Here is a 23,417-nt window from a genome sequence, read left to right on the forward strand (position 1 = left end):
AAGCATAGCTATAGCGCTTTCTTGAATTTTACCTTTTTGCTAACAAAACTATGTGGAAAAGAATGCCTATTTTTGCCGCTCAATTTTATAGAAATGGAAAATTTCAGAAGACCTTCAAGACCTAAAGAAAATAATGAGTTTGTGTTTGGTATACGTGCTGTAATAGAGGCTATTAAAGCTGGAAAAGATGTGGAGAGCATTTATGTTCAACGTGGCCTTACAGGAGGGATTATTCTGGAACTGAAGGCTTTGCTGAAGGGGAGTGACATTCCGGTGCACAATGTGCCTGTAGAGAAGCTAAACCGCATGACACAGAAAAACCACCAGGGGGTAATTGCTGTAATTTCTGCCATTACCTTTCAGAAGATTGAAGACATCATTCCTCAGATCTATGAAAAAGGAGAAACACCATTGGTATTGATACTTGATGGGGTGACTGATGTCCGGAATATGGGAGCCATAGCCAGGACAGCAGCCTGTGCAGGGGTTCATGCATTGATTGTGCCTTCTAAAAATTCTGCTCAGATCAATGCCGATGCCATTAAAACTTCTGCTGGCGCTTTATTCAGCATTCCAGTTTGCCGGCACCAGAGTTTACACAAGGTTGCTTTGTACCTGCAGGAATGCGGTTTACAGGTGGTTGCCTGTACAGAAAAAACAAACGACCTCATTTATGCGCCGGATTACACTGCCCCAACAGCCATTGTAATGGGCTCTGAAGATGAAGGAATCTCCAATGAAATCATGCGTATGGCAAATTACCTGGCAAAAATACCGATGTCAGGTGAGATCAGTTCCTTAAATGTATCTGTATCTGCCGGGGTTATTCTTTACGAAGCCATAAGGCAGCGTCAGTAATGTCGTTTAAATAAACTTTGAACCAAATCTGTTTTTAACATCAGCTACGATCTGTTTGATGCTTTGTTCCTCAGATCGCGGACAAATCAGTAATGTATTATTCGATTCGACTACGATGTAGTCGTGCAGGTCCTGTAAAATGACCAGTTTGTCTTTGGGTACGTTCACCATACAATTCGATGAGTTGAACATCATCACTTTCTCGGCAGGTATTACTGCATTTCCAACATAATCGTGTTCTGCAATATCGTATATGGATGCCCAGGTGCCCAGGTCAGACCAGCCAAAATCAGCAGGCAGCACATAAACATTATCGGCTTTTTCCATAATTCCGAAATCTATGGAGATGTTGGTACATTGCTGGTAAGCATCGCTGATGAAACTTTTTTCGTTCTGGGTGTTGTAAACAGAACTGCCCTGGGTAAAGATTTCATGCATATCGGGCAAATGTTTCGAAAAAGCCCTATTGATGGACTTGGCAGACCAGATAAAGATTCCGGCATTCCAAAGGAAATCACCGCTCTGAATGAAGGATTTCGCCAGTTCAAGATTTGGCTTCTCTGTGAAGATTTTTACCTTATGGATCTGTTTGTCGGTTTTCAAAGTGTTTTCGATGTATTGGATATAACCATAGCCTGTGTCAGGACGACTTGGTTTGATGCCCAGGGTAATGAGGCAGTCGTTCGCCGAAGCCGCTTGTAAAGACTGTTCAATGGCTGCTATGAACGCGTCCTGATTGGTGATGGTATGATCGGAAGGAGCTACGACAATAGTTGCATCAGGATTCAGGCTGGCAATTTTCATGGAGCCATAAGAGATGCAGGGAGCGGTATTGCGCATAATCGGCTCTGCAAGGATCTGGTTTGCATGCAATGCCGGAAGTTGTTCCTGAATGATGTCTGTATAAATTTCATTGGTGACCACAAAGATGTTTTCTGCAGGGCAGATCTTCAGAAAGCGGTCGTATGTACTTTGTATCAGTGTTTTTCCAACACCAAAAAAATCAATAAATTGTTTTGGATATTCAGTTCTGCTTACCGGCCAAAAACGGCTGCCAACGCCGCCAGCCATTATTAATGCGTAGTTATTTTTATTCATGTCTATTGGAAAGGGTTAAATAATACCTTCCTGGAGAAGGTCGTGCAAATGTACAATGCCAAAATAACTTCCGGCATCGGTAACCAACAATTGGGTAATGTTATTTTCTTTAATAATTTCGAGTGCATTTATGGCTAAAAGGTCCTTCTCGATCTTTTTAGGATTAGGGTTCATTAAGTTGCTCGCTTTTATATGGGTTAAATCTGAATGTTTTTCCAGCATTCTTCTGATGTCACCATCAGTAATGATGCCCAGAATCACATCACCATTCATAACAACCACGGTACCCAAACGGTTTTGGCTAATTTCAACGATGACATCTTTTACGGAAGCATCTGGATGTATTCTTGGCTTTTGGTTTTTCAGGGCCAGATCGCCTGTTTTTAAATAGAGCTTCTTACCCAGTGAACCGCCCGGATGGTATCTGGCAAAATCCTGCTCATTAAAATTTCGGGCGTGGAGGAGGCAGATGGCCAGCGCATCGCCCATAGCCAATTGGGCTGTGGTACTGGTAGTTGGGGCGAGGTTATGCGGACAGGCCTCTTTTTCTACATGGGTATTTAAGATCAGATCGGCCTGCATGGCGAGCTCAGAGTTCAGTTCTCCAACCATTCCTATCATGGTATTTCCAGACTGTTTCAGTAAGGGCGCAAGTACTTTTATCTCGGGTGTATTGCCGCTTTTAGAAATGCAGATCACAATGTCTTCTTGCCGGATCATGCCCAGGTCGCCATGCACTGCATCCGCGGCATGCATAAAGATAGCTGGAGTGCCTGTGGAATTGAAAGTTGCCACTATTTTTTGTGCAATAATTGCACTTTTTCCAATACCGGTAACGATAACACGACCCTGGCTTTCAATTATCAGCTCAATAATTTTAACAAAATCATCATTTATATTTTTGACCAGACCTAAAATGGCCTGGGCTTCCAACTGTAAAGTGCTGACACCAGCCTCGATAATAGATTTTTTACTTTTCAAACAGAATTAATTAGTATATTGATGCTTTGAATTAGTGCAAAATTATGTTATTTTGAAGTAAAAATAGCACTGAATATTTTATAGACGAAATGGATGTGAAAAAGTCGTTGTTTGACAACTTACAAACCTTTTTTGGTTTTGATAATTTTAAAGGTGATCAGGAGTCAATAATCACCAATGTTCTTGAAAAGAAGAACACTTTTGTTATTATGCCTACTGGTGGGGGAAAATCCATATGTTATCAGTTACCTGCTTTAATGAACGAAGGAACTGCAATTGTTATATCCCCATTAATCGCCTTGATGAAGAACCAGGTGGATCAGCTGCGGGCTTTTGGTGGAAGTGATAGTATAGCACATTTTTTAAACTCTTCTTTAAATAAGACAGAAATCACCCAGGTAAAGAGTGATTTATTAAACGGGCAGACAAAGCTGCTGTATGTGGCACCTGAGTCACTTTCGAAACAAGATAATATCGATTTTCTGAAACTAATCAAAATATCTTTTGTAGCGGTAGATGAAGCCCACTGTATTTCTGAATGGGGGCATGATTTCAGGCCTGAGTACCGTAAGATCAGACATGTCATCAGCGGCCTGGGAGAGGGTATCCCTATTATTGCTTTGACTGCAACGGCAACGCCAAAAGTACAGCAGGATATCATTAAGAACCTGGGCATGAGCGACGCCACCTTGTTTAAATCTTCTTTTAACAGGCCAAATCTTTTTTATGAGATCCGCCCCAAGCGCGATGTGTTAAAGGAGATCATTCGCTACATTAAGTACAATACCGGTAAATCGGGGATCATTTATTGTCTGAGCCGTAAAAAGGTAGAGGAAGTTGCCGAATCGTTAAATCTGAATGGCATTAAGGCATTACCTTACCATGCCGGACTGGAGCCCAAAGTAAGAGCGGAAACCCAGGACAAGTTCCTGATGGAAGATGTGGAAGTAATTGTGGCTACCATTGCTTTTGGTATGGGTATAGACAAACCAGATGTTCGTTTTGTGATCCATCACGACATTCCAAAAAGTATGGAAGGCTATTACCAGGAAACCGGAAGGGCTGGCCGTGATGGTGGTGAGGGCGTTTGCATCGCATTTTATACGCAGAAGGATGTAGATAAACTGGCCAAATTTATGAAAGACAAGCCGGTATCTGAACGTGAAATTGGTACCCAGATCTTAAAAGAGGTGATCGATTATGCCGAATCCGGCGTCTGCCGAAGGAAGCAAATTCTGCATTATTTTGGCGAGAACTTTAATGAGACAGGATGTAACAGCATGTGCGACAATTGTAAAAAGCCTAAAAAGCTTTTTGAGGCAGAAGAATCCCTGCTGGTACTCTTGAAACTGATCCGTAACATGGGAGAGAAGTTTGACGACGCGCACATCATTAATGTGCTGATGGGCCAGGAAACTGCTCAAACCATTGCCTATGAACACAGTAAGCTGAAGGAATTTGGTTTAGGGGTTGTAGAGGGCGAAAATCATTGGAAATCATTGGTGAGGCAGGCCGTGTTGAACAACTTCCTGTCTAAAGATATAGATAATTATGGCTTACTTGGCTTAACCAATTCGGGCCGGGATTTTATAGAGAACCCATATAACCTCAAATTTATACTAAACGAGCCTATTGAAAATGCTGCAGACGATGATGAAGATGACGTAAAACATGGCTCAGGAACATTGGATACCCAATTGCTCCAGCTATTAAAGGATTTACGGAAAAAGATTGCCAAGCAAAAAAATGTACCGCCTTTTGTGGTTTTCCAGGACCCATCGCTGGAAGAAATGTGTACACATTATCCCATTGCGATGGACGAACTGAAGCAAATTTCAGGTGTAGGTAATGGTAAAGCCCTTAAGTTTGGCGCACCTTTCCTCGAACTGATCAAGAAATATGTGGAAGACAATGATATTGAGCGTCCTATAGATCTGATCATTAAAACCCAGGCCAATAAATCGCAGCTCAAAGTTTCTATCATTCAGAACATTGACAGGAAAATTGGACTGGAAGATATTGCGAGGGCAAAAGGCATCACTTATGATGACATTTTAAAAGAGATTGAAGCAATTGTGAATTCAGGAACCAAACTGAACCTCAACTATTTTGTAGACGAGGTGATTGATGAGGACCGTCAGGATGAGGTATTTGATTATTTCCAGTCTGCTGAAAACGATTCTATTGATGAAGCCCTCAAAGAACTGGGAGAAACCGACTATTCTCGTGAAGAGATCCAGCTGATGCGTATAAAATTCATGTCTGAATTAGGTAACTAATAGCATAACGATAATAATGACCAACTTTTTAATAGATAAATTAAAAAATACAAATTCCGGTAATTTCTTTTTAATGGCGGGTCCTTGTGCAATAGAAGGAGAAGATGTTGCCTTTCGCATTGCCGAAAAGATTGTCACCATTACCGATAAATTGCAGATTCCTTATATTTTCAAAGGTTCATACCGTAAAGCCAACCGTTCCAAAGGTGGTTCTTTTACAGGCATAGGCGATGAAAAGGCACTTAAAATACTGGAAAAAATAGGAAAGACCTTTGACGTACCTACGGTTACAGATATACATGAAAGTGGAGAAGCGGCCATGGCTGCTGCCTATGTAGATGTGCTGCAGATTCCTGCCTTTTTATGCAGGCAAACAGACCTGCTCATCGCAGCTGCAAAGACCGGTAAAGTAGTGAACGTAAAAAAGGGACAGTTCCTTTCTGCCGGGTCGATGAAGTTTGCGGTAGAAAAGATTGTGGAATCGGGCAACAACAGGGTGGTCCTCACCGACAGGGGCAATACCTTTGGTTACCAGGACCTGATTGTAGATTACCGCGGACTACCCGAAATGCAGAGTTTTGGGGTACCTGTAGTGATGGACTGTACACATTCCCTGCAGCAACCCAACCAAAGTTCTGGAGTTACGGGTGGTAAGCCGGAGTTAATAGAGACCATAGCCAAAGCAGCCATTGCTGTGGGTGCTGATGGCTTATTTATTGAAACACATCCGGATCCGGCGAATGCAAAGTCCGACGGTGCGAACATGCTCCATCTTGATCTGCTGGAGGAATTGCTGGTTAAACTGGTGAAGATAAGAAAAGCGGTTATTTAACCGCTTTTATATTTTAGTGACCACAAAAGATGTTCTGCGATTTTGTTTCCTGCCTGCCTCAGTATCGTTTGAGACGACAGGTTTGGTTTCTCCATAGCCTTTAAACGTCAGCCTTTCCGGGGCAATCTTATTTGCGATCAGGTAATCGTAAACGGATCTGGCCCTTTGCAAGGATAATTTTTCATTTTGAAGGTTGTTGCCCACATTATCTGTGTGGCCCTGAACTTCTATATGAAGCGTAGCGTTATTGGTCAGCAATTGGGCAAGGGTGGTCAATTCTGTTACAGATGCAGGTAGCAGCTGGTATTCATTGGTATTGAAAAAAATGTTCTTCAATACCATATTTTTACCATTAACCAATTTTTCCAACCCAACCGCTACCAGAAAAGGCCTGCTGATATAGGCGCTGTCGAGCTGGTAATTTTCTGAATAAAACAGATACCCGTCTGCAGTTACATTAAATGCATAGTTTTCGCCCAGGGGCATAACCGCCAGGAATTCCCCCGTAGCTGCAGAAGTATAATCCTGATATACCATTTTCCTGGTCTTTAAATTTACCACCTGCACATGTGCCTCCAGAAAGGCCTTGCTCTCCTTATCGGTCACAATTCCTTTAACATAGGTAATCGGCTGGGGCTTTTTAGCATCGGGCATTTTAAACTGATAAATGTCCATATCGCCCAGTCCACCTTTTAAATTGGAAGAAAACAAGGCATGGTTACCATCAGGTGTTACAATCAAACCAGTTTCTTCGTTAAAAGTATTGATTGGATAACCCAGGTTTTCAGGGATTGTCCATTTGCCCTGCTCATCTAACCTACTTAGAAAAATATCCTTATTGCCCATTCCTGGCCATCCATCGGATGAAAAATACAGGGTCTTGCCATCGGGATGCAGAAAGGGGGTATGCTCATCATATGGGGTATTAATTTCCGGACCCAGGTTTTCTGGCTGCGACCAATAACCATCCGCTTTCAATGAACTTTTCCAGATGTCATACCCTCCCAGCCCCCCCGGTCTGTTGCTTACAAAATAAAGTGTGCTGCCATCAGGACTAATGGCTGGTTGTGATTCCCAGTATATGGTGTTGATCGGGGCACCCAGATTAAATGGCGCCCCCCAATCTTTGCCCTCTTTATGGCTTAAATAAATGTCGCATCTGCCCAAGCCATCTGGCCGGTTACAACCTGTAAAAAACAGGTACATTCCGTCGGGAGATATGGATTGCGCACCTTCATTGTATTTAGTAGTGTTGATTTTTTCACTTAAGGGAACAGGCTTGCCCCAGGCGTTATCTTTCATCCTCGAGATAAAGAAATCTTCATTTCCATTGATGTTGCGACTGAAAATCAGTTGTGCACCGTCGGCTGTTACTGAAGGAAAATAATCCCGGTATACAGAATTAATTTCGGGCCCCATGTTTACAGGGTCGTAATTTACTGGTTTCTTTAGGGCTTCAATGGCAAATTCACAATCCTTTTGGTATTTTTTTGCCCTGTTCAGAAAATCAGGATCTGTACCTTTATAATTTTGGATGAAATAAGTGATGTTTTTTAGCGCTGATGTGTAATCGCCGGTATTTATACCAACTTCCGCAAATCCATAATACATCCTTGGATCGGGATTGCCTCCAAGTGCTATTGCACTCATATAGCTGGCTTTTGCCCGCTCATATCTCTTTAACCTTCTGCTGAGATCGGCAAGCTGTATGAAAGCGAACTGAAAGGAAGGGTCTGCTTTTACAGCTTCCTCAAGCAGAGCGGCTGCCTGTTCAAAGTCGTTGCTTTTAAGGTATTCCTGTGCTTTGTCAAAACTACCTTGCGCTTTTTTTACAGATGAAGTTTGTGCAACAACAGCTGGCATAAGGAAAAGCAGGAAGAGGATAAGCGTAATTTTCTGCATCAATGCTACTAATTTAATAATAGATTAAATGTAGCTAAAAAATAACAGGCTATTAAGGGATATTTAAAAACTTATGTGTTTGCAGGGAAATCTCCCATTTAGGGTTGGCCATTACATAATCAATGATCAGAGGGGTGATCTCTTTGGATTTTGACCACTCTGGCTGGAGATAGAGCTTACAATTGGGTGAAACCGTTTCAGCATATTTCTCTGCCCAATCAAAATCACTCTTGTTGAAAACAATTACTTTTAGCTCATTGGCAAAAGGGGTAATATCAGGGCGAGGTGCTTTAAACTTTTTGGGTGATAAACAGATCCAGTCCCAGTTTCCCGAAAGGGGGTAGGCACCCGATGTTTCTATAAAAGTCAGAATCCCTTTCTGTTGCAGGGCTGTGGTCAGATAATCCAGGTTGTAGATCAGCGGCTCACCACCTGTGATGACTACCGCTTTACCGGGAAAACCGGCAGCTTTTTCTACAATGGCATCGGTGGGCGTTAAAGGATGTAATTCTGCATCCCAGCTTTCCTTCACATCGCACCAGTGGCAACCTACATCACAGCCACCCAAGCGTATAAAATAGGCAGCTTTTCCTGTATTAAATCCTTCGCCCTGTATCGTGTAAAACTCTTCCATTAAAGGAAGTAATGTGCCGTCTTCCGGTATTTGATGTGCCATATAAAGGCTGCAAAGGTAAATAATTATCCCGTCAAAATAAGATTATATGTATCTTCAGTGGAAGATATGACCAATGGATGAATAAGTTAAAGTGGCATAAAATTGATTTTGAAGCAACTGAACAGGATTTTGTGCGGCAAATTCAGATAGAGGGGAAAAAGCTATGCCTGGTAAAACATCAGGGTGAATTTTTTGTTGTACAGAATTATTGTCCGCATGCCGGAGGTGTACTGAGCGGCGGCTGGTGTAAGGACGGGTACCTGGTCTGTCCGATCCATAGATGGGAATATAACCTGCACAATGGGCGTGGGGCAGAGGGACAGGGCGATTATATCGACACCTATCCGCTTGAGATGCGTGATGACGGCCTATATGTTGGCCTTAAGGAAAGTTGGGTAAAACGTCTTTTTGGAGGTTAAGGCTGCTAACTGTAAATTTCTTTTTTGGCGGAAGCCAGGGTATTTTTCAGTAAGCCTACAATGGTCATTAAACCTACACCACCCGGAACAGGGGTAATCCACGAAGATTTAGGGGCTACATTTTCAAAATCAACATCACCAAATAATTTATAGCCCGATTTGGTCTGTTCCGAAGTCTCCCTGTTGATGCCTACATCAATAATGATAGCACCAGGTTTCACCATATCTGCAGTAACAAAATTCTTTTTACCAATGGCAGCCACAATGATATCGGCCTGTAAGGCCAGCTCTTTTAAATTTGCGGTGCGGCTATGGGTGAGCGTAACGGTACAGTTGCCCGGATTGGCATTACGTGCCATTAAAATGCTCATAGGGCTACCTACAATATTGCTACGTCCTACAACCACACAGTGTTTGCCGGCAGTGTCAATCTGATAGGCCTGCAGCATTAACAAAATGCCATAAGGCGTTGCCGGGATAAAGCAGGGCAGGTTGCGCATCATTCTGCCCAGGTTTACCGGGTGAAAGCCATCTACATCTTTACGGTAGTCGATTTTCTCAGTTACCTTTTCAGGATCGATGTGTTTGGGCAGGGGTAACTGAACAATTAACCCGTCTACACCCGCATCCTGATTTATTTCTTCAATTTTTTGCAACAGTTCAGCCTCTGTTACGTCAACATCATACCTGATCAGGGATGACCGGAAGCCAACCTTCTCACAGTTTTTCATTTTACTGGCCACGTAAGTTTCACTTCCGCCGTCGTTACCTACTAAAATCGCTACCAGATGTGGTTTTCTACCGCTCTTAGCTAAAAAATCTGCAGCTTCCGCCGCTATCTCCTGTTTTATTTTTTCTGATGCGAATTTTCCGTCAAGTAACTGCATGAATTGATGATGTTGTTTTAAGGTTCAAATATAGTCAGCAAGATTTTACATTGCATGAATTAATCCAGTTTTAATACGGCCATAAAGGCAGTTTGAGGAATCTCTACGTTACCCACCTGGCGCATGCGCTTCTTTCCCTGTTTCTGTTTTTCCAATAGCTTACGCTTACGCGAAATATCGCCACCATAACATTTTGCGGTAACATCTTTACGTAAAGCACTGAGTGTTTCCCTGGCAATAACTTTTGCACCAATAGATGCCTGGATCTTGATTTCGAACTGCTGCCGCGGGATTAACTCTTTCAATTTCTCGCAGATTTTCTTTCCGAAATCGTAAGCATTGCTACGGTGGATCAGTGAAGATAAGGCATCAACAGGCTCTTCGTTCAAAAGCATATCCAGCCTTACCAGATCCGATTTTCGGTAACCTACCTGGTGATAGTCAAATGAAGCATAACCTTTTGAAATGGTTTTTAGCTTATCGTAGAAATCGAAAACGATCTCTCCCATAGGCATCTCAAATACAAGCTCTACACGATCTGATGTCAGATAAGACTGGTTAACGATGATCCCCCTTTTCTGGATACAAAGTGACATTACAGGGCCTACAAATTCTGCCTTGGTAATGATGTTTGCTTTGATAAAAGGCTCTTCTACTGAATCCAGTTTGCTGGGATCAGGTAAATCAGAAGGGTTATTTACAATAACCTCGTCGCCTTTGGTGGTGCGCGCAATATAAGATACGTTGGGGACAGTTGTAATTACTGTCATGCCGAATTCACGCTCCAGACGTTCCTGGATAATCTCCATGTGCAGCATACCTAGGAAACCACAGCGGAAACCAAAACCCAGTGCCGCAGAACTTTCTGGCTCAAAAACGATAGAAGCATCATTCAGCTGCAGTTTATGCATCGCTTCACGCAATTCTTCAAACTCGTCTGTATCTACAGGATAAATCCCTGCGAATACCATTGGTTTAACCTCTTCAAATCCCTGGATAGATTCCAGGGCCGGTCTGTCTACTGTTGTGATGGTATCACCTACTTTTACTTCACGGGCTTCTTTAATACCGGAAATGATATAACCCACATCGCCGGTTTTTACCGCATTACGTGGCGCCATATCCAGTTTAAGGATACCTACCTCATCGGCAAGGTATTGTTTACCTGTATTGATGAATTTAACTTTATCCCCTTTTTTTATTTCACCGTTTACTACTTTATAATAAGCGATGATTCCCCTGAATGGGTTAAATACAGAGTCGAAAATCAGTGCCTGTAAAGGTGCCTGAGGGTCGCCAACAGGAGCAGGAACGCGGTCTACGATCGCCTGGATAATATCAGGGATTCCCATACCGGTTTTACCGGACGCAGGGATGATATCCTCACGTTTACAGCCAATCAGATCAATGATCTGGTCTTTTACTTCTTCAGGCATTGCCCCTGGTAAATCCATCTTATTTAAGATGGGGATAATTTCAAGGTCGTGCTCTAAAGCCAAATATAAATTTGAAATGGTTTGTGCCTGAATACCTTGTGAGGCATCTACGATAAGCAATGCACCTTCACAGGCTGCAATAGAACGAGAAACTTCGTAAGAAAAATCCACATGCCCCGGTGTATCGATCAGATTGAAGTTGTATTCAATGTCTCCAACCTTATAATTCATTTGTATGGCATGGCTCTTTATGGTGATCCCACGCTCACGCTCCAGGTCCATGTTATCCAGCAACTGGGCCTGTGCCTCGCGCTGGCTAATGGTTTGGGTGTATTCCAATAAACGGTCAGCTAAAGTGCTTTTGCCGTGATCAATATGTGCAATTATGCAAAAATTACGTATGTGCTTCATCAGTGGCGCAAATATAAGATTTTGCCTTGATTATTTTTTTTGAATTTCATCAGGGGCTTAGCTGGCCTGGTTTGCCAGTTCAATTAAGCGTTGTACCGTCTCGCTATCAGTCTGTTCATAGCTAAATTCATCGGCTACCGCACCCATATTCAGCCGGGTGTTCCTGAACTGCATCCTGCTCTTAACAGGCCCTTTTGCAGAAGCATGAAATTCTACCGCCCCCGTAGTTTGGATGAGCTGGATGATGTTGTTTGCAGAAACACCGGCACCGGGCATCACAATGATTCTGCCTTTTGCCTGATGGATCAGTGCTGCGATGTTTTCTGCCCCTTTGATGGCCGAAGCTTCCCCACCGGATGTAAGTACCCTTTCGCAGCCAAGCGCAATGATGTCTTCAAGTCCTTGCCGTAAGTCATTACACATATCGAATGCGCGGTGAAAAGTTACCGGCATAGGTCTGGCCAGCGCAATCAGTTCTGCACATCTTTCTGTATCAATGCTGCCGTCGGCTTTCAGAATTCCGACAACTACACCATTGCAGTTCAGTGATTTACAGGTTAGAATATCGGCTTTCATTAAGTCAAACTCTAAATCTGAATAAAGAAAATCACCACCCCTTGGACGAATGATGGGATATACCTTTATAGTCAGTAACTTTTTTGCCAGGGCAATCTGGGCATAGCTGGGGGTGGTTCCACCTTCAGGTAAATTGTCGCACAATTCTACACGTATAGCTCCGCCTGCTTCTGCTGCCAGTGCCGATGCCACAGAATTGGCACAAACTTCCATATTTACCATTGTATAAAATTAAAGGTTATTAATAATGGCTTTTTCCGGGAACGAGCAGATCGTTTTTCTGTTCTGTACAAACAGCGTAGCTAAAGCCCTGCTGTATGGCATAGGCTCCGTATTCGCCTTTTTTGTTTAAGGCCAGGAAGCCGACCTGAATCTTTTTGGCAGTTTCGGGTTTTTTCCTGATGATCCTCATTACAGCTTCTTTACAGGCCTCTTCAGGTGGGTATCCCTGCCGCATCAATTCTACCACCAGGAAGCTGCCGACATTGCGGATCACTTCCTCGCCAACGCCGGTCGAAGTTGCACCGCCAATTTCATTGTCTACATACAGGCCCGCACCGATAATCGGACTATCACCTACACGTCCGTGCAGTTTATAAGCCATCCCACTGGTGGTACATGCTCCGGAAAGATTTCCTTTGGCATCAAGGGCCAGCATGCCAATGGTGTCGTGGTTGTATTGATTTCCGGGTAGCCTGGTAGGCGCTGCTTTGTCATAGAGTTTGTTCTCAATATTCATGACCGGCTCATACTTTGCTGTTTTAAGCCATTCTTTCCATGCTTTTTCACTTTCTTTAGTCAGCAGGTTCTGCTTTTTAAAACCATTCTCCAGGGCAAACTGCAAGGCGCCATCCCCAACCAGCATTACATGTGGGGTCTTATCCATCACCAGGCGGGCTACAGAAATGGGATGCATAATGTGTTCCAGACCTGCAACTGAACCACAATTGCCGAATTCGTCCATGATGCAGGCATCTAAGGTAACACGACCGTCCCTGTCGGGTAGTCCGCCATAACCTACAGATTGGTTTTTAGGATCTGCTTCAGGTACATGAACTCCTTTTTCTACAGCATCAAGGGCCCTTCCACCAGAAGAAAGTACTTTCCAGGCAGCCTGGTTGGCTGCTATACCAAAATCCCATGTTGAGATGACTATAGGCTTAGCACCTGTATGGACCATAGCAGGCGCAAATGCTGCAATAGTTTTTTTATCAATCGCCAGCAAGGATGCTGATGCGACACTTGTTTTTATGAATTTTCTGCGGTTGAACATTTTACTGCTTAAATGATCTTAAAATTATCAGCATCCTTTAAAAAAGGAAAGCTTTCCCGGGTTCTGGCAAGCTCCTCGTATCCTATACTGAAAGTATAAAGGTCTTCATCTTCAGGCTTGTAATAAACCGTTTTTCCCATAGGGTCCAAACACATGGAATGTCCGCTGTAATAAACTTCTTTGCCATCGTGGCCCATACGGTTGGTAGCTATCACGTAGCACTGGTTTTCAATGGCACGTGCCGGGATGAGTGCCTTCCAGTGAGCGGACCTTTTATCCGGCCAGCTGGCTACCAGCAACAGGATGTCGTATTCCTCATTCTGGTTGCGTAGCCATACCGGAAAGCGAAGGTCGTAGCATATGGCCAGGCGTATTTTCCAGCCTTTTAATTCAACAATTACCTTGTCGTTTCCGGCGGTGTAGTTTTTATCTTCTTCACCCAGTCCAAACAAGTGCCTTTTATCATAATGGCTGGAGGTCCCATCCGGCTGCATCCAAATCAGACGGTTGTAAAAATGTCCGTTTTCCTTGATGATCAGGCTGCCGGTCACTACACATTCATATTTATCAGCAATCCCAGCCATCCATTGCATCGTTTTTCCATTCATTTCTTCGGCAAGTTCAGCAGCATTCATGCTAAAACCTGTGTTGAACATTTCAGGTAAAACGATCAGGTCTGTTTTCTCTTTTACGCCCATTGACAGTCGTAAAGAGAGGTTTTGCAGGTTCTTATCAATGTTTTCCCAGAAGAGGTAAGCCTGAAAACTGGTGACTTTAAGGTTACTTATATTTGGACTTTCCATTATGCTAGTTTAAAGGGATATAGATTATAATTTCATTAGTCTTTCAACGGCTTTTTCCAGGGTTTCTTGTTTTTTTGCGAAACAAAAGCGTAATACCTGATGATCAGTGCCTTTTGTATAGAAGGCCGAAACCGGTACACTGGCTACACCATACGTTTTTACCAGTTTTACCGCCATATCTGTGTCTTTTTCCTGGTTAAGGTGCGCATAGCTAACGCATTGAAAATAAGATCCATTACAAGGTAGCAATTTAAAACTTGTTTCAGAAAGCAGGGAACGGAAGAAATCACGTTTCTCCTGGAAAAATGCTGACAGACCCAAATAGGTGTCTTTGTTCTTAAGATAATTGGCTATTCCAACCTGCATAGGAGTATTTACGCTGAAAACGTTAAACTGATGCACCTTTCTAAACTCTTTGGTCAGCCATTCCGGGGCCAGGCAATACCCGAGTTTCCAGCCTGTGGCATGCAGCAATTTCCCGAATGAAGCTGTAATGAAACTCCTTTCCCTTAATTCGGGATATAAAGCAATACTCTGGTGTTTCAGGCCATCAAATATGAGGTGTTCATAAACCTCATCACTTAAAATCAGTATGTCCGTATTTTTGGTGAGTTTAATCAGCGCTTTGATGTCTTTTTCTGATAAAGTACAGCCGGTAGGGTTTTGAGGACTGTTCAGGATGATCATTTTGGTATTAGCGGTAAACAACTTTTTTACCATTTCCCAATCTATCTCGTAGTTTGGCGGTGCCAGTTCGTAAGGTTTAACCAAACCGCCTAGCAATTTTACCGTAGGGGCATAACAGTCGTAGGCTGGTTCAAAAATAATCACCTCATCTCCCGAATTGATAACTGCGCTTAAAGCCGTAAAAATAGCTTGGGTACCACCTGCTGTAATGGTTACTTCGTTATCAGTATGATAATTGGCACCATATAAATTGCTCACTTTTTCGGCAATCAGTTCCCTCAACTCCGGAAGTCCGGGCATAGGGGCATACTGGTTAAAACCTTTTTTCATGGCTTCGTTTACCAGGGCAATCAGTTTAGGATCGCAATCATAATCAGGGAAGCCCTGGGAAAGGTTAATGGCCTGGTGTTCTTCGGCCAGTTTAGACATTACAGAAAAAATTGTAGTGCCGGTATGGGGTAATTTTGATTGTATAGATATCATGCTCCAACGAAAATAGAAATAAAATATTTATCCCTTTATATCAGATTTATTTAATAATTTCAGCCTGCTATGAGTTTTAAAACAAAAGAGAGCAAACTTTTGCTCGTTTTAGGATCTTTTTTTGTTGCCAATGCTATTTTGTCCGAGTTTATCGGCGTTAAAATATTCACGGTAGAAGGAACATTGGGAATAAAACAATTTGACATCAGTTTACTCGGCGTACCTAATTTGTCATTTAACATGTCGGCCGGTGTACTGACCTGGCCATTGATCTTTATCATGACTGATATCATCAATGAGTATTATGGGGTCAGGCAGGTTAGGTTTTTATCTGTATTGACAGCGGTTTTAATTTCCTATGCCTTTATTATTGTAGGGGCAGCCATGCACCTTACCCCATCCGGGTTCTGGGTAAACCAGAACATCAACGGACAGCCCGTAAACATGAACGCGGCCTTTGCAGGGATATTCGGACAGGGCATGTGGATTATTGTAGGTTCTATCATAGCTTTTTTAGTGGGACAGATTGCCGATGTACTGATCTTTCACCGCATTAAAAAGATTACTGGTGACAAAGCGCTGTGGCTGCGTGCTACCGGCTCAACGCTGGTTTCACAATGCATAGATAGCTTTGTGGTGATCTTTATTGCATTTTACCTGAACCCGCAGTATAATTGGAGCTGGCAAATGGTGGCTGCCATTGGCTTGGTTAACTATACCTATAAATTTATTGTAGCCATTTTGATGACCCCGATATTGTACATGGTTCATGGCATTATCGATGGTTACCTGGGCCGTGACCTGGCCCAGCGGATGATCAAAATGGCTGGTAGGAGGTAGTGTAGTGGGCTTATGGCCTGTTAACTGCCAGAATTTTAAATTCTTGTATGCCATCAGGCATCTCCCAATTGATGCTGTCACCCGTTCTGTAGCCAAAAAGTGCAATGCCGATGGGTGCAAATACCGATACTTTCTGCATTTTAATGTTTGCTTCTTCGGGCATAACCAAAGTGAAGGTAAACTCTTTACCCGTTTTTACATTTGCTATCCGGGCTTCTGATTTCAGGCAAACCACGTCGTCGGGAAGTTCTGCTTCAGTATAAATAGTGGCCGATTTAAGCTCTGCCTGTAGCTTCTCCTTATTGTAAGCGCTCATGTTTGATTTTTCCAGGTGCTCTTTTAAAAGTTTGAAATCGCTTTTTGACAGTGATAATGATTTTGTTTCCATGATTGTAATGTTTTGATGTATTTGATAAATGATTTGCCCACACGTAAGCAGACAAAAATGAAATCCAGAGGCCTTTCAGGTTAAAAATTTAAATAGAATGATTGATCAGAAATTTCTGAGCCCCTGAATCGAAAAAGGTAAAAGAAAGGATTCGGGGCTTAACTGATAAAGTCTTTACTCGTTGTATGAAAGGTAAAGCCCAGTGGGTAGTTCTCTCTGGAGAATTTTTTGAACAGGGTATAAGCCTGCAACTGACTTTTGTTGTAAGTCGCTATTAGTGCTTTATGAATCCCTTTTTGTTTCATTTCTGCTAAGGTCGTTAGCTTTTTTCAGAATTCAAAGGAAAATGAGCATCCTTATGCTTTAATTCTGCGATCAAACACAAAAGTCTCTGATTTTAACAATTTAATGGCATTAAAATCGGGGTGGAGTGGATTGATCAGGTAATTGTACTCCGCGTTGATAATAGAAGAGGGAACTTTTAATACAGCAGATTTGTTGTCCTTTATCCATTCTTCACCTAATTGCTGAGTAAGGGGAATGTGCTGAAATTCAGTCCAGTCTGCAGGTAATTTTTTTTGCTCAATGCTAAGAATACAAATGTCATCTGGTATTTGGATGGTCATTACTTTGAAATACTGGTTCAGTCCGATCTGGTTTCTGTGCACTACGTTTTCCAGGCAGGCCAGGGAGCGGGAAGAGGCCGTGTAGATCATTTCTATATCGTTGGGATTCCAGCGGGCCGCCCTTCCTGAGGCTGTCAGTTTAACAGCATATTTAGCCAGGCAAATACGAAAGACCTGCATCTTATGCTAAATCGCCGTATTCAATCCTAATCAGCTCTTCTTCAATAAGAGAAATACCCGTAATGGTATCCATCAGATCAAAAGGAATCTGGTTTCCCAAACCATAAGCAGGCATATTTAACCATTGATGGAATGTTTTGGCAGAACCAAAAATTTCTATCCCTTTGTCAAATAAAGAAAATGACTTTAAAAGCTTTTCGCTTAAAGCAGCATCCAGTTTTGATGAATTGCTTACATAATTCTGTATGGTTTTGACATTTGTTTTAAAGGTATCCTGAAATTCTTCTTTGCTGAAACCTGAAAGGTTTAAAAAATCGAGGGCTGCTTTTGCTGACAGGCCCTTTTTAGAACTGGTGAGCAGACTGATAGGATTATCATATAAAGATTGATATGTTGCAATCAAGGCAGATTCAGCAACTATAGAAACTTTTGCTTTTGTTTTATAAGGTTTTGGTGTAGCAGCCATATCACATGTAATTTAGTGTATATGCAAATATAAGAAAAAATTCCTTTTGTGTTGGAATATTTTCTTTATTAGGCTGGTAATTGTTTTTTGACCCTTTGAAGAAAATAATCGAGATCAAATGGTTTACTGATGAAATCGTCTGCACAAGCCTCTTCCAGCACCGATTTTTCGGCAGCATGGGCAGACATAATAATGACGGGTATATGTAGTGTTTCGCTGCTTGTTTTTAAATCGCGGCAAATGGCAATCCCATTGCCATCGGGAAGCATAACATCTAAAATAATCAAATCGGGCTTATCATTCTGTATTCCCTTAATGAACTCCTTGGCGCCGCCAAAGGATTCTACATCGTAATTTTCGTCTCTCAACAGGTATTCTACGATAAATCTAATGTCTTCATCATCTTCAACAATGTGTATACGTTTTGCCATAAGTAAATTGTGATACTTCTCTAATTAAAATCAAGGCATTTGCAAAAACAACCCATTTTGAGGGCTAAAAGTTTTGAAAACAAAAAAGTTTAAATAGAAAAAATGCAATAGGGGGCAAGTTCTGTGCGTTTATTTGCAAAATAATATATATTTGGCTCAAATTAAAAAATCAAAACATGAGGGGCTGCCCAGGCAACTTCTCAACAATTAAAAGAAAACATGGAAAAATTCTCAAAAGTTAAAGAATTGTTAGCTTCAGTTGAAGCAGATGCAGAAAAATTTTATAATGCAGGTAACAGCGCTGCAGGTACAAGAGTACGTAAAGCAATGCAAGATTTAAAAGTCCTTGCTCAGGAAATCCGTACAGAAGTTACTGAAAAGAAAAACAGCGGTAAATAATAACCTTTTGAAAAATCAGCAGCCAGGGCATGGCTGCTGATTTTTTTATTTCTAAAATATGTCATATATACCCAATCCCTCCCGATATTCAAAAATGGAATACCGTCGCTGTGGCAATAGCGGGTTAAAGCTACCTGCTATTTCTTTGGGGTTATGGCATAATTTCGGTCATGTTGACCAGCTGGAAAATTGCAGTAACATTTTAAAACTGGCTTTTGATAACGGAATTACGCATTTTGACCTGGCCAACAATTACGGGCCACCTCCGGGCTCGGCCGAAGAGAATTTTGGCCGGTTGTTAAAACGCAATTTCTCTGGTTACAGGGATGAAATGATCATTTCTACAAAAGCAGGATATACCATGTGGGAGGGCCCATATGGTGACTGGGGCTCTAAAAAATACCTGGTATCCAGTCTGGACCAGAGCTTAAGGCGAATGAACCTTTCTTATGTAGATATTTTCTATCATCACCGTCCAGATCCTGAAACCCCGATTGAAGAAACCATGTCGGCGCTTAACCTCCTTGTCAGGCAAGGCAAAGCCTTGTATGTGGGGCTTTCCAATTACAAACCGGCAGAAGCGGCCCGGGCCATCCAGATCTTAAAGGAACTGGGGACACCTTGTCTCATTCATCAGCCTAAATACTCCATGTATGAACGCTGGATTGAAGATGGCTTACTTGATCTTTTAGGGAACGAAGGTGTAGGATGTATTCCTTTTTCGCCACTGGCGCAGGGGATGCTTACCGATAAATATTTGAAGGGCATTCCTGCTGATTCCAGGGCGGCCAAAGCGCATGGTTTTTTAAAACCGGAGCAGGTTACATCTGAGAAAATCAACCAGTTGCAGCAATTGAATGCACTTGCAGCGGAAAGGGGTCAGAAACTGGCCCAAATGGCTTTGTCCTGGATACTTCGCGATCAGCGCATTACTTCGGTGCTGGTAGGGGCAAGCAGGCCAGAGCAGCTGGCCGATTCCTTAAAATGCCTGGATAATATTACATTCAGCCAGGCAGAACTGGATAAAATAGACCGTATCCTTTGATTTATTTCTATATTTAGAGATGGAACCATCACAAAAATTACCAATTTTAGATGGTGTTGAGCTCCGTGTACTGGGTGTACTCATGGAGAAGTCGAAAACAACACCGGAATATTATCCCATGACTATCAATGCCATTACCCTGGCCTGCAATCAGAAAACCTCCCGAAAACCAGTGGTCCAATACGACGATCAGACAGTAACACTTGCCCTGGATACCCTCAAAAGAAAAAGCCTGGTATCTACAGCAACCGGAGGTTCGAGTCGCAGTGTAAAGTATAAACACAATTTTGCTATAGTATTTCCCGTGCTGCCACAAGAAGTTGCCATCATGTGTTTGCTGATGTTGAGAGGACCGCAAACCCCAGGTGAGTTGAATACCAATTCGGGGAGGATGTTCGAGTTTGAATCCCTTGACGAAGTGCAATCTGTGCTGGAAAGACTCTCTGATCCGGAAATGCCTTATTTAATGCAACTGCCTAAACGTGCGGGGCAAAAGGAAGTACGTTACATGCATTTATTAGGAGGTGAGCCAGATCTGAGCCAGATTGAGCAGCAGGAAGAGGGATACAGTAAGCCAGCAGGAGAACTGGAAACAAGACTGGCCAAAGTAGAAGAGGAACTGGCTGAATTGAAGGAAGCCTTTGAAAAATTAATGAAAGAACTGTACTAACGGGTAGTTAACATTTTTTAAAATTAATTTAGCAATTAAAAATTAAAATTCTATCTTTGCACCCTCTTCAAACAGAAGATGATTCCGTAGCTCAGCTGGTAGAGCATTACACTTTTAATGTAGTGGTCCTGGGTTCGAATCCCAGCGGGATCACAGAAAAGCACACCATTAGGTGTGCTTTTTTTGTTTAAACTCGATTCGAACATACCTGAGCTCATCTAATAACTCGATAATCTGTCCCGGTTTCTTATTCAGTTGCGCTAAAGGCAGCCGCAGGGAATGTTCGTCTTTAAGTCTTACCACAAGCGTCTTTTCACTAGCTGTTCCATGGCCGGTATCGGCAGAAAAGTAAGTGTAGCTGCTTTCTTCTACGAAATAGGATTCAATATTTTCCCAGGGATAAAATTCCTTATTGTCTACAATCAAACCCTCAGTTTTTATAGTGATGTGGCTGTAGAGCCGTAAAGAAATGATCACATAAAATGCGATAACAGTAACAATGAGCAGATAAATGAGGGATAAGATAAAGACCACCATATTACCCCAATAGGCGAACATCAAATACAGTCCGCCAAATACGGCCAGGCCGGTATTCATCAGCTCAATTGGTACTGTTTTCCAAGTTTTTTTAATTACAACGGGCTTCATTTTTAGGAAGGCTTTTACCTGTAACTAATATAGAAAATTAGCAGGAGAAAAGAAATGGCGGCGGGAAAGATGGAGCCCAGGGTTAGCGGGCAAATAAAAGGCAAGGGCACATTATTCCCGTTTATTTGACGTAAACCGTTTTGATGTTTACAAATTCATGGATGCCAAACATACCCAGTTCGCGGCCATAGCCGCTTTGGTTGATGCCTCCAAAGGGCAGGTGTGGATCTGATTTCACGAGCGAATTCACAAAGCATGATCCTGCCTGTAACTTGTTTCGTGCAATTTCTTCTCCAAGCTGCACATTACTGGTAAACACGGCAGCACCGAGTCCAAACGACGTATCGTTTGCCAGGCTGATTGCATGTTCGGTATCCCGGGCTGTCAGGATAGCCGCAACGGGCCCAAACAATTCCTCACTGTAGGCCGGCATGCCTTTTTTTATGTTTGTAAGTACTGTAGGCTCATAATAGGCATGTTCGCCTTTCCTTGCCGGTACCTTGCCTCCCAGTATACATTTGGCCCCCATTTCTGTATTCTTCAATACCTGCGCGTGCAGCTCATCACGCAGATCGGCCCGTGCCATAGGGCCTAAATCTGTTCCGGTCTCAAAAGGGTCGCCTATTTTCCTTTGCTTTATCCTGTCTACAAAAAGTGACGTAAACTCCCTTTCTATTTTTTTAGCCACAATAAATCTCTTGGCTGCTATACAGCTTTGCCCGTTGTTGATGAGCCTGCTGCTGGCGCATACATCAGCCGCCATTTCCAGGTCAGCATCCTCAAGCACCAGGTAAGGGTCACTTCCTCCAAGTTCCAGCACAGTCTTCTTTAACAAGAGACCAGCCTGGGCCGCAACTTTTGTGCCGGCAACGGTACTGCCGGTAAGTGTAACCGCTTTTACAAGCGGATGCTCAATTACTGCAGCTACGGCCTTACTGCCAATCAATAAGGTTTGAAAGACATGGGCAGGGAAGCCTGCATCTTTAACCATTTGTTCAATGGCCAGTGCACAACCCGGTACATTTGAAGCGTGCTTCAGTACTCCACAATTGCCCGCCATCAATGCAGGGGCCAAAAACCTGAACACCTGCCAGAAAGGAAAATTCCAGGGCATAACGGCCAATACTGTTCCTAAAGGCTGGAAGCTCACATAGCTTTTTGCGGCCTCAGTAGTTACCAGCTGGTCCTGAAGAAAAGCGCTGGCATTGCCGGCATAATACTGGCAAACAGCAGCGCATTTATCTATTTCTGCCAGGCCATCTTTCAAAGGTTTGCCCATTTCAACAGCCATAAGCGCCGCCAGCTTGTCCCTTTCTGCATGTAGCCGCGCAGCAAGTTTATCCATTAAAACGGCCCGCTCCCCAAAACTACTTTCCTTCCAGCTCAGCCATGCTTTATGCGTTTGCCCAATTTTCCTAATCACCTTGTCCGGCGGGTCTTCCCTGTAAGATTTAACGATTTTTCCGTTGGCCGGGTTAACAGATTGTATGCTCATAATGAAAGTACTATAGGATCAATGAAAATAGCACATAGCTGAAACCACTACCACAGCACTAATGTTTTCCTTTTTGTAAAGATGTTCCTTAATGAAGCGGATAGCGTTTACCATGTGGCTGTTCACGGTTGCTGCTGTAATGCCAAGTATATCTGCGGCTTCCTGGTAAGATTTACCTTCGATTTTGCAGAGTATGAAGACTTTTCTGCGCGATTCGGAAAGGCTGTTAATAGCTTCCTGTATCATGCCCGAAGTTTCCTTGTTAATGAGGGCCTCCTCGGTTTGCATGTAATAATCTACCGCATTTACCAGTAAACGCGCATGCAGGCGCTTATCTTTTGAAATCTTCCTGAAATAATCGTAAACCAGGTTATTGGCCACAGTATGCAAGAAAGAAACAAATGATTGCTCAGGCCTGATGTCTTCCCGTTTTTCCCATATTTTCAAAAACAGGTCCTGCAAAAGCTCATCTGCAACAGATTCATCTTTCACAACACGGTTTATTTTTTTATACAATGGTTTACTGTAGGTCAGGTACAAAGTGTTAAAGGCCGGTTCATTGCCTTGCTTCAATTGCAATAACAAAGCTGCTAATTCTTCTGCTGCTAAAAACTTCATTGATCTTTGT

General features: G+C 42.7%; 25 protein-coding genes and 1 tRNA gene. 9 read left to right on the plus strand and 17 right to left on the minus strand.

Annotated elements, in window-relative coordinates; all coding sequences use genetic code 11:
* The first annotated feature begins 93 nt into the window (after window positions 1-93).
* Window positions 94-858, plus strand: coding sequence for a 23S rRNA (guanosine(2251)-2'-O)-methyltransferase RlmB (gene rlmB, locus B9A91_RS18760; protein WP_084240558.1), 765 nt, complete (start codon window positions 94-96; stop codon window positions 856-858).
* A gap of 6 nt (window positions 859-864) precedes the next feature.
* Here the strand turns inward: rlmB and B9A91_RS18765 are convergent, their stop codons facing one another.
* Together B9A91_RS18765 and B9A91_RS18770 are read right to left on the minus strand one after the other, a co-directional pair.
* Entirely contained in the window at window positions 865-1,956 is a 1,092-nt protein-coding gene (locus B9A91_RS18765) for a mannose-1-phosphate guanylyltransferase (protein WP_084240559.1), read from the minus strand.
* Between the two features lie 15 nt (window positions 1,957-1,971).
* The gene (locus B9A91_RS18770; protein WP_084240560.1) at window positions 1,972-2,937 is read right to left on the minus strand and encodes a KpsF/GutQ family sugar-phosphate isomerase; all 966 of its coding nucleotides are present in this window, start codon (window positions 2,935-2,937) and stop codon (window positions 1,972-1,974) included.
* Between the two features lie 89 nt (window positions 2,938-3,026).
* Here B9A91_RS18770 and recQ point away from each other — a divergent pair, with 89 nt between their 5' ends.
* Together recQ and kdsA are read left to right on the plus strand one after the other, a co-directional pair.
* On the plus strand, window positions 3,027-5,216 hold the full coding sequence (gene recQ / locus B9A91_RS18775; protein ID WP_084240561.1) for a DNA helicase RecQ: 2,190 nt from the start codon (window positions 3,027-3,029) through the stop codon (window positions 5,214-5,216).
* A 16-nt stretch (window positions 5,217-5,232) separates the two neighbouring features.
* Window positions 5,233-6,048, plus strand: coding sequence for a 3-deoxy-8-phosphooctulonate synthase (kdsA, locus tag B9A91_RS18780; RefSeq protein ID WP_084240562.1), 816 nt, complete (start codon window positions 5,233-5,235; stop codon window positions 6,046-6,048).
* 6 nt (window positions 6,049-6,054) lie between these two features.
* Here the strand turns inward: kdsA and B9A91_RS18785 are convergent, their stop codons facing one another.
* Together B9A91_RS18785 and B9A91_RS18790 are read right to left on the minus strand one after the other, a co-directional pair.
* On the minus strand, window positions 6,055-7,950 hold the full coding sequence (locus tag B9A91_RS18785) for an OmpA family protein (RefSeq protein ID WP_084240563.1): 1,896 nt from the start codon (window positions 7,948-7,950) through the stop codon (window positions 6,055-6,057).
* A 52-nt stretch (window positions 7,951-8,002) separates the two neighbouring features.
* Window positions 8,003-8,626, minus strand: a complete 624-nt coding sequence (locus B9A91_RS18790; RefSeq protein WP_084240564.1) for a 7-carboxy-7-deazaguanine synthase QueE — start codon at window positions 8,624-8,626, stop codon at window positions 8,003-8,005.
* A 77-nt stretch (window positions 8,627-8,703) separates the two neighbouring features.
* On the opposite strand from B9A91_RS18790, the gene B9A91_RS18795 reads away from it, so the two are divergent.
* Complete coding sequence (locus B9A91_RS18795; protein ID WP_084240565.1) at window positions 8,704-9,045, plus strand: Rieske (2Fe-2S) protein; 342 nt, start codon at window positions 8,704-8,706, stop codon at window positions 9,043-9,045.
* 5 nt (window positions 9,046-9,050) lie between these two features.
* Here B9A91_RS18795 and B9A91_RS18800 read toward each other — a convergent pair whose 3' ends face one another.
* Genes B9A91_RS18800 through B9A91_RS18825 form a run of 6 tightly spaced genes read right to left on the minus strand, consistent with a single transcriptional unit; the run spans window position 9,051 to window position 15,601 of the window.
* Window positions 9,051-9,932 carry a bifunctional 5,10-methylenetetrahydrofolate dehydrogenase/5,10-methenyltetrahydrofolate cyclohydrolase gene (locus B9A91_RS18800; RefSeq protein WP_084240566.1) on the minus strand — a complete coding sequence of 294 codons (882 nt, stop codon included), beginning with the start codon at window positions 9,930-9,932 and terminating at the stop codon, window positions 9,051-9,053.
* Between the two features lie 59 nt (window positions 9,933-9,991).
* On the minus strand, window positions 9,992-11,779 hold the full coding sequence (gene lepA, locus B9A91_RS18805; protein WP_084240567.1) for a translation elongation factor 4: 1,788 nt from the start codon (window positions 11,777-11,779) through the stop codon (window positions 9,992-9,994).
* A gap of 57 nt (window positions 11,780-11,836) precedes the next feature.
* On the minus strand, window positions 11,837-12,577 hold the full coding sequence (locus B9A91_RS18810; protein WP_084240568.1) for a copper homeostasis protein CutC: 741 nt from the start codon (window positions 12,575-12,577) through the stop codon (window positions 11,837-11,839).
* A gap of 19 nt (window positions 12,578-12,596) precedes the next feature.
* The gene (locus B9A91_RS18815; RefSeq protein ID WP_084240569.1) at window positions 12,597-13,628 is read right to left on the minus strand and encodes a glycosylasparaginase; all 1,032 of its coding nucleotides are present in this window, start codon (window positions 13,626-13,628) and stop codon (window positions 12,597-12,599) included.
* Between the two features lie 8 nt (window positions 13,629-13,636).
* Window positions 13,637-14,431 carry a nitrilase family protein gene (locus tag B9A91_RS18820; protein WP_084240570.1) on the minus strand — a complete coding sequence of 265 codons (795 nt, stop codon included), beginning with the start codon at window positions 14,429-14,431 and terminating at the stop codon, window positions 13,637-13,639.
* A 24-nt stretch (window positions 14,432-14,455) separates the two neighbouring features.
* Window positions 14,456-15,601 (minus strand): methionine aminotransferase, encoded by a 1,146-nt coding sequence (locus B9A91_RS18825; protein WP_084240571.1) that lies wholly within the window; start codon window positions 15,599-15,601, stop codon window positions 14,456-14,458.
* Between the two features lie 69 nt (window positions 15,602-15,670).
* On the opposite strand from B9A91_RS18825, the gene B9A91_RS18830 reads away from it, so the two are divergent.
* Window positions 15,671-16,441 (plus strand): queuosine precursor transporter, encoded by a 771-nt coding sequence (locus B9A91_RS18830; RefSeq protein ID WP_084240572.1) that lies wholly within the window; start codon window positions 15,671-15,673, stop codon window positions 16,439-16,441.
* Between the two features lie 10 nt (window positions 16,442-16,451).
* On the opposite strand, the gene B9A91_RS18835 is transcribed toward B9A91_RS18830, so the two are convergent.
* From B9A91_RS18835 to B9A91_RS18850, 4 genes are all read right to left on the minus strand, one after another.
* Complete coding sequence (locus B9A91_RS18835; protein WP_084240573.1) at window positions 16,452-16,829, minus strand: GreA/GreB family elongation factor; 378 nt, start codon at window positions 16,827-16,829, stop codon at window positions 16,452-16,454.
* 356 nt (window positions 16,830-17,185) lie between these two features.
* Complete coding sequence (locus tag B9A91_RS18840; RefSeq protein WP_084240574.1) at window positions 17,186-17,635, minus strand: RES family NAD+ phosphorylase; 450 nt, start codon at window positions 17,633-17,635, stop codon at window positions 17,186-17,188.
* A 1-nt stretch (window position 17,636) separates the two neighbouring features.
* Window positions 17,637-18,101, minus strand: a complete 465-nt coding sequence (gene parS / locus B9A91_RS18845; RefSeq protein ID WP_084240575.1) for a type II RES/Xre toxin-antitoxin system antitoxin — start codon at window positions 18,099-18,101, stop codon at window positions 17,637-17,639.
* Window positions 18,102-18,169: 68 nt separating this feature from the next.
* Window positions 18,170-18,532, minus strand: a complete 363-nt coding sequence (locus B9A91_RS18850) for a response regulator transcription factor (RefSeq protein ID WP_084240576.1) — start codon at window positions 18,530-18,532, stop codon at window positions 18,170-18,172.
* Window positions 18,533-18,751: 219 nt separating this feature from the next.
* Here B9A91_RS18850 and B9A91_RS18855 point away from each other — a divergent pair, with 219 nt between their 5' ends.
* The 4 genes from B9A91_RS18855 to B9A91_RS18870 all read left to right on the plus strand — a co-directional run bounded on the left by B9A91_RS18855 (window position 18,752) and on the right by B9A91_RS18870 (window position 20,799).
* Window positions 18,752-18,931 carry a histone H1 gene (locus tag B9A91_RS18855; protein ID WP_084240577.1) on the plus strand — a complete coding sequence of 60 codons (180 nt, stop codon included), beginning with the start codon at window positions 18,752-18,754 and terminating at the stop codon, window positions 18,929-18,931.
* A 58-nt stretch (window positions 18,932-18,989) separates the two neighbouring features.
* Window positions 18,990-19,976, plus strand: coding sequence for an L-glyceraldehyde 3-phosphate reductase (gene mgrA, locus B9A91_RS18860; RefSeq protein ID WP_084240578.1), 987 nt, complete (start codon window positions 18,990-18,992; stop codon window positions 19,974-19,976).
* A 19-nt stretch (window positions 19,977-19,995) separates the two neighbouring features.
* Complete coding sequence (locus tag B9A91_RS18865; RefSeq protein ID WP_084240579.1) at window positions 19,996-20,646, plus strand: YceH family protein; 651 nt, start codon at window positions 19,996-19,998, stop codon at window positions 20,644-20,646.
* An 80-nt stretch (window positions 20,647-20,726) separates the two neighbouring features.
* Window positions 20,727-20,799: transfer RNA gene (locus B9A91_RS18870), tRNA-Lys, on the plus strand.
* Between the two features lie 15 nt (window positions 20,800-20,814).
* Here B9A91_RS18870 and B9A91_RS18875 read toward each other — a convergent pair.
* The 3 genes from B9A91_RS18875 to B9A91_RS18885 all read right to left on the minus strand — a co-directional run bounded on the left by B9A91_RS18875 (window position 20,815) and on the right by B9A91_RS18885 (window position 23,407).
* The gene (locus B9A91_RS18875; RefSeq protein WP_084240580.1) at window positions 20,815-21,294 is read right to left on the minus strand and encodes a hypothetical protein; all 480 of its coding nucleotides are present in this window, start codon (window positions 21,292-21,294) and stop codon (window positions 20,815-20,817) included.
* Window positions 21,295-21,415: 121 nt separating this feature from the next.
* Window positions 21,416-22,789 (minus strand): NAD-dependent succinate-semialdehyde dehydrogenase, encoded by a 1,374-nt coding sequence (locus B9A91_RS18880; protein WP_084240581.1) that lies wholly within the window; start codon window positions 22,787-22,789, stop codon window positions 21,416-21,418.
* 18 nt (window positions 22,790-22,807) lie between these two features.
* Window positions 22,808-23,407, minus strand: coding sequence for an RNA polymerase sigma factor (locus B9A91_RS18885; RefSeq protein ID WP_084240582.1), 600 nt, complete (start codon window positions 23,405-23,407; stop codon window positions 22,808-22,810).
* Window positions 23,408-23,417: the final 10 nt, after the last annotated feature.

It is taken from the genome of Pedobacter africanus (genome assembly GCF_900176535.1).
Taxonomy (GTDB): Bacteria; Bacteroidota; Bacteroidia; order Sphingobacteriales; family Sphingobacteriaceae; genus Pedobacter; species Pedobacter africanus.

Excerpts from the sequence above, each read along its gene's own strand:
- rlmB (WP_084240558.1), top strand. The coding sequence starts at position 94 with ATGGAAAATTTCAGAAGACCTTCAAGACCTAAAGAAAATAATGAGTTT.
- B9A91_RS18765 (WP_084240559.1), bottom strand. The coding sequence starts at position 1,956 with ATGAATAAAAATAACTACGCATTAATAATGGCTGGCGGCGTTGGCAGC.
- recQ (WP_084240561.1), top strand. The coding sequence starts at position 3,027 with ATGGATGTGAAAAAGTCGTTGTTTGACAACTTACAAACCTTTTTTGGT.
- kdsA (WP_084240562.1), top strand. The coding sequence starts at position 5,233 with ATGACCAACTTTTTAATAGATAAATTAAAAAATACAAATTCCGGTAAT.
- B9A91_RS18785 (WP_084240563.1), bottom strand. The coding sequence starts at position 7,950 with ATGCAGAAAATTACGCTTATCCTCTTCCTGCTTTTCCTTATGCCAGCT.
- B9A91_RS18790 (WP_084240564.1), bottom strand. The coding sequence starts at position 8,626 with ATGGCACATCAAATACCGGAAGACGGCACATTACTTCCTTTAATGGAA.
- B9A91_RS18795 (WP_084240565.1), top strand. The coding sequence starts at position 8,704 with ATGAATAAGTTAAAGTGGCATAAAATTGATTTTGAAGCAACTGAACAG.
- B9A91_RS18800 (WP_084240566.1), bottom strand. The coding sequence starts at position 9,932 with ATGCAGTTACTTGACGGAAAATTCGCATCAGAAAAAATAAAACAGGAG.
- lepA (WP_084240567.1), bottom strand. The coding sequence starts at position 11,779 with ATGAAGCACATACGTAATTTTTGCATAATTGCACATATTGATCACGGC.
- B9A91_RS18810 (WP_084240568.1), bottom strand. The coding sequence starts at position 12,577 with ATGGTAAATATGGAAGTTTGTGCCAATTCTGTGGCATCGGCACTGGCA.
- B9A91_RS18815 (WP_084240569.1), bottom strand. The coding sequence starts at position 13,628 with ATGTTCAACCGCAGAAAATTCATAAAAACAAGTGTCGCATCAGCATCC.
- B9A91_RS18820 (WP_084240570.1), bottom strand. The coding sequence starts at position 14,431 with ATGGAAAGTCCAAATATAAGTAACCTTAAAGTCACCAGTTTTCAGGCT.
- B9A91_RS18825 (WP_084240571.1), bottom strand. The coding sequence starts at position 15,601 with ATGATATCTATACAATCAAAATTACCCCATACCGGCACTACAATTTTT.
- B9A91_RS18830 (WP_084240572.1), top strand. The coding sequence starts at position 15,671 with ATGAGTTTTAAAACAAAAGAGAGCAAACTTTTGCTCGTTTTAGGATCT.
- B9A91_RS18835 (WP_084240573.1), bottom strand. The coding sequence starts at position 16,829 with ATGGAAACAAAATCATTATCACTGTCAAAAAGCGATTTCAAACTTTTA.
- B9A91_RS18840 (WP_084240574.1), bottom strand. The coding sequence starts at position 17,635 with ATGCAGGTCTTTCGTATTTGCCTGGCTAAATATGCTGTTAAACTGACA.
- parS (WP_084240575.1), bottom strand. The coding sequence starts at position 18,101 with ATGGCTGCTACACCAAAACCTTATAAAACAAAAGCAAAAGTTTCTATA.
- B9A91_RS18850 (WP_084240576.1), bottom strand. The coding sequence starts at position 18,532 with ATGGCAAAACGTATACACATTGTTGAAGATGATGAAGACATTAGATTT.
- B9A91_RS18855 (WP_084240577.1), top strand. The coding sequence starts at position 18,752 with ATGGAAAAATTCTCAAAAGTTAAAGAATTGTTAGCTTCAGTTGAAGCA.
- mgrA (WP_084240578.1), top strand. The coding sequence starts at position 18,990 with ATGTCATATATACCCAATCCCTCCCGATATTCAAAAATGGAATACCGT.
- B9A91_RS18865 (WP_084240579.1), top strand. The coding sequence starts at position 19,996 with ATGGAACCATCACAAAAATTACCAATTTTAGATGGTGTTGAGCTCCGT.
- B9A91_RS18875 (WP_084240580.1), bottom strand. The coding sequence starts at position 21,294 with ATGAAGCCCGTTGTAATTAAAAAAACTTGGAAAACAGTACCAATTGAG.
- B9A91_RS18880 (WP_084240581.1), bottom strand. The coding sequence starts at position 22,789 with ATGAGCATACAATCTGTTAACCCGGCCAACGGAAAAATCGTTAAATCT.
- B9A91_RS18885 (WP_084240582.1), bottom strand. The coding sequence starts at position 23,407 with ATGAAGTTTTTAGCAGCAGAAGAATTAGCAGCTTTGTTATTGCAATTG.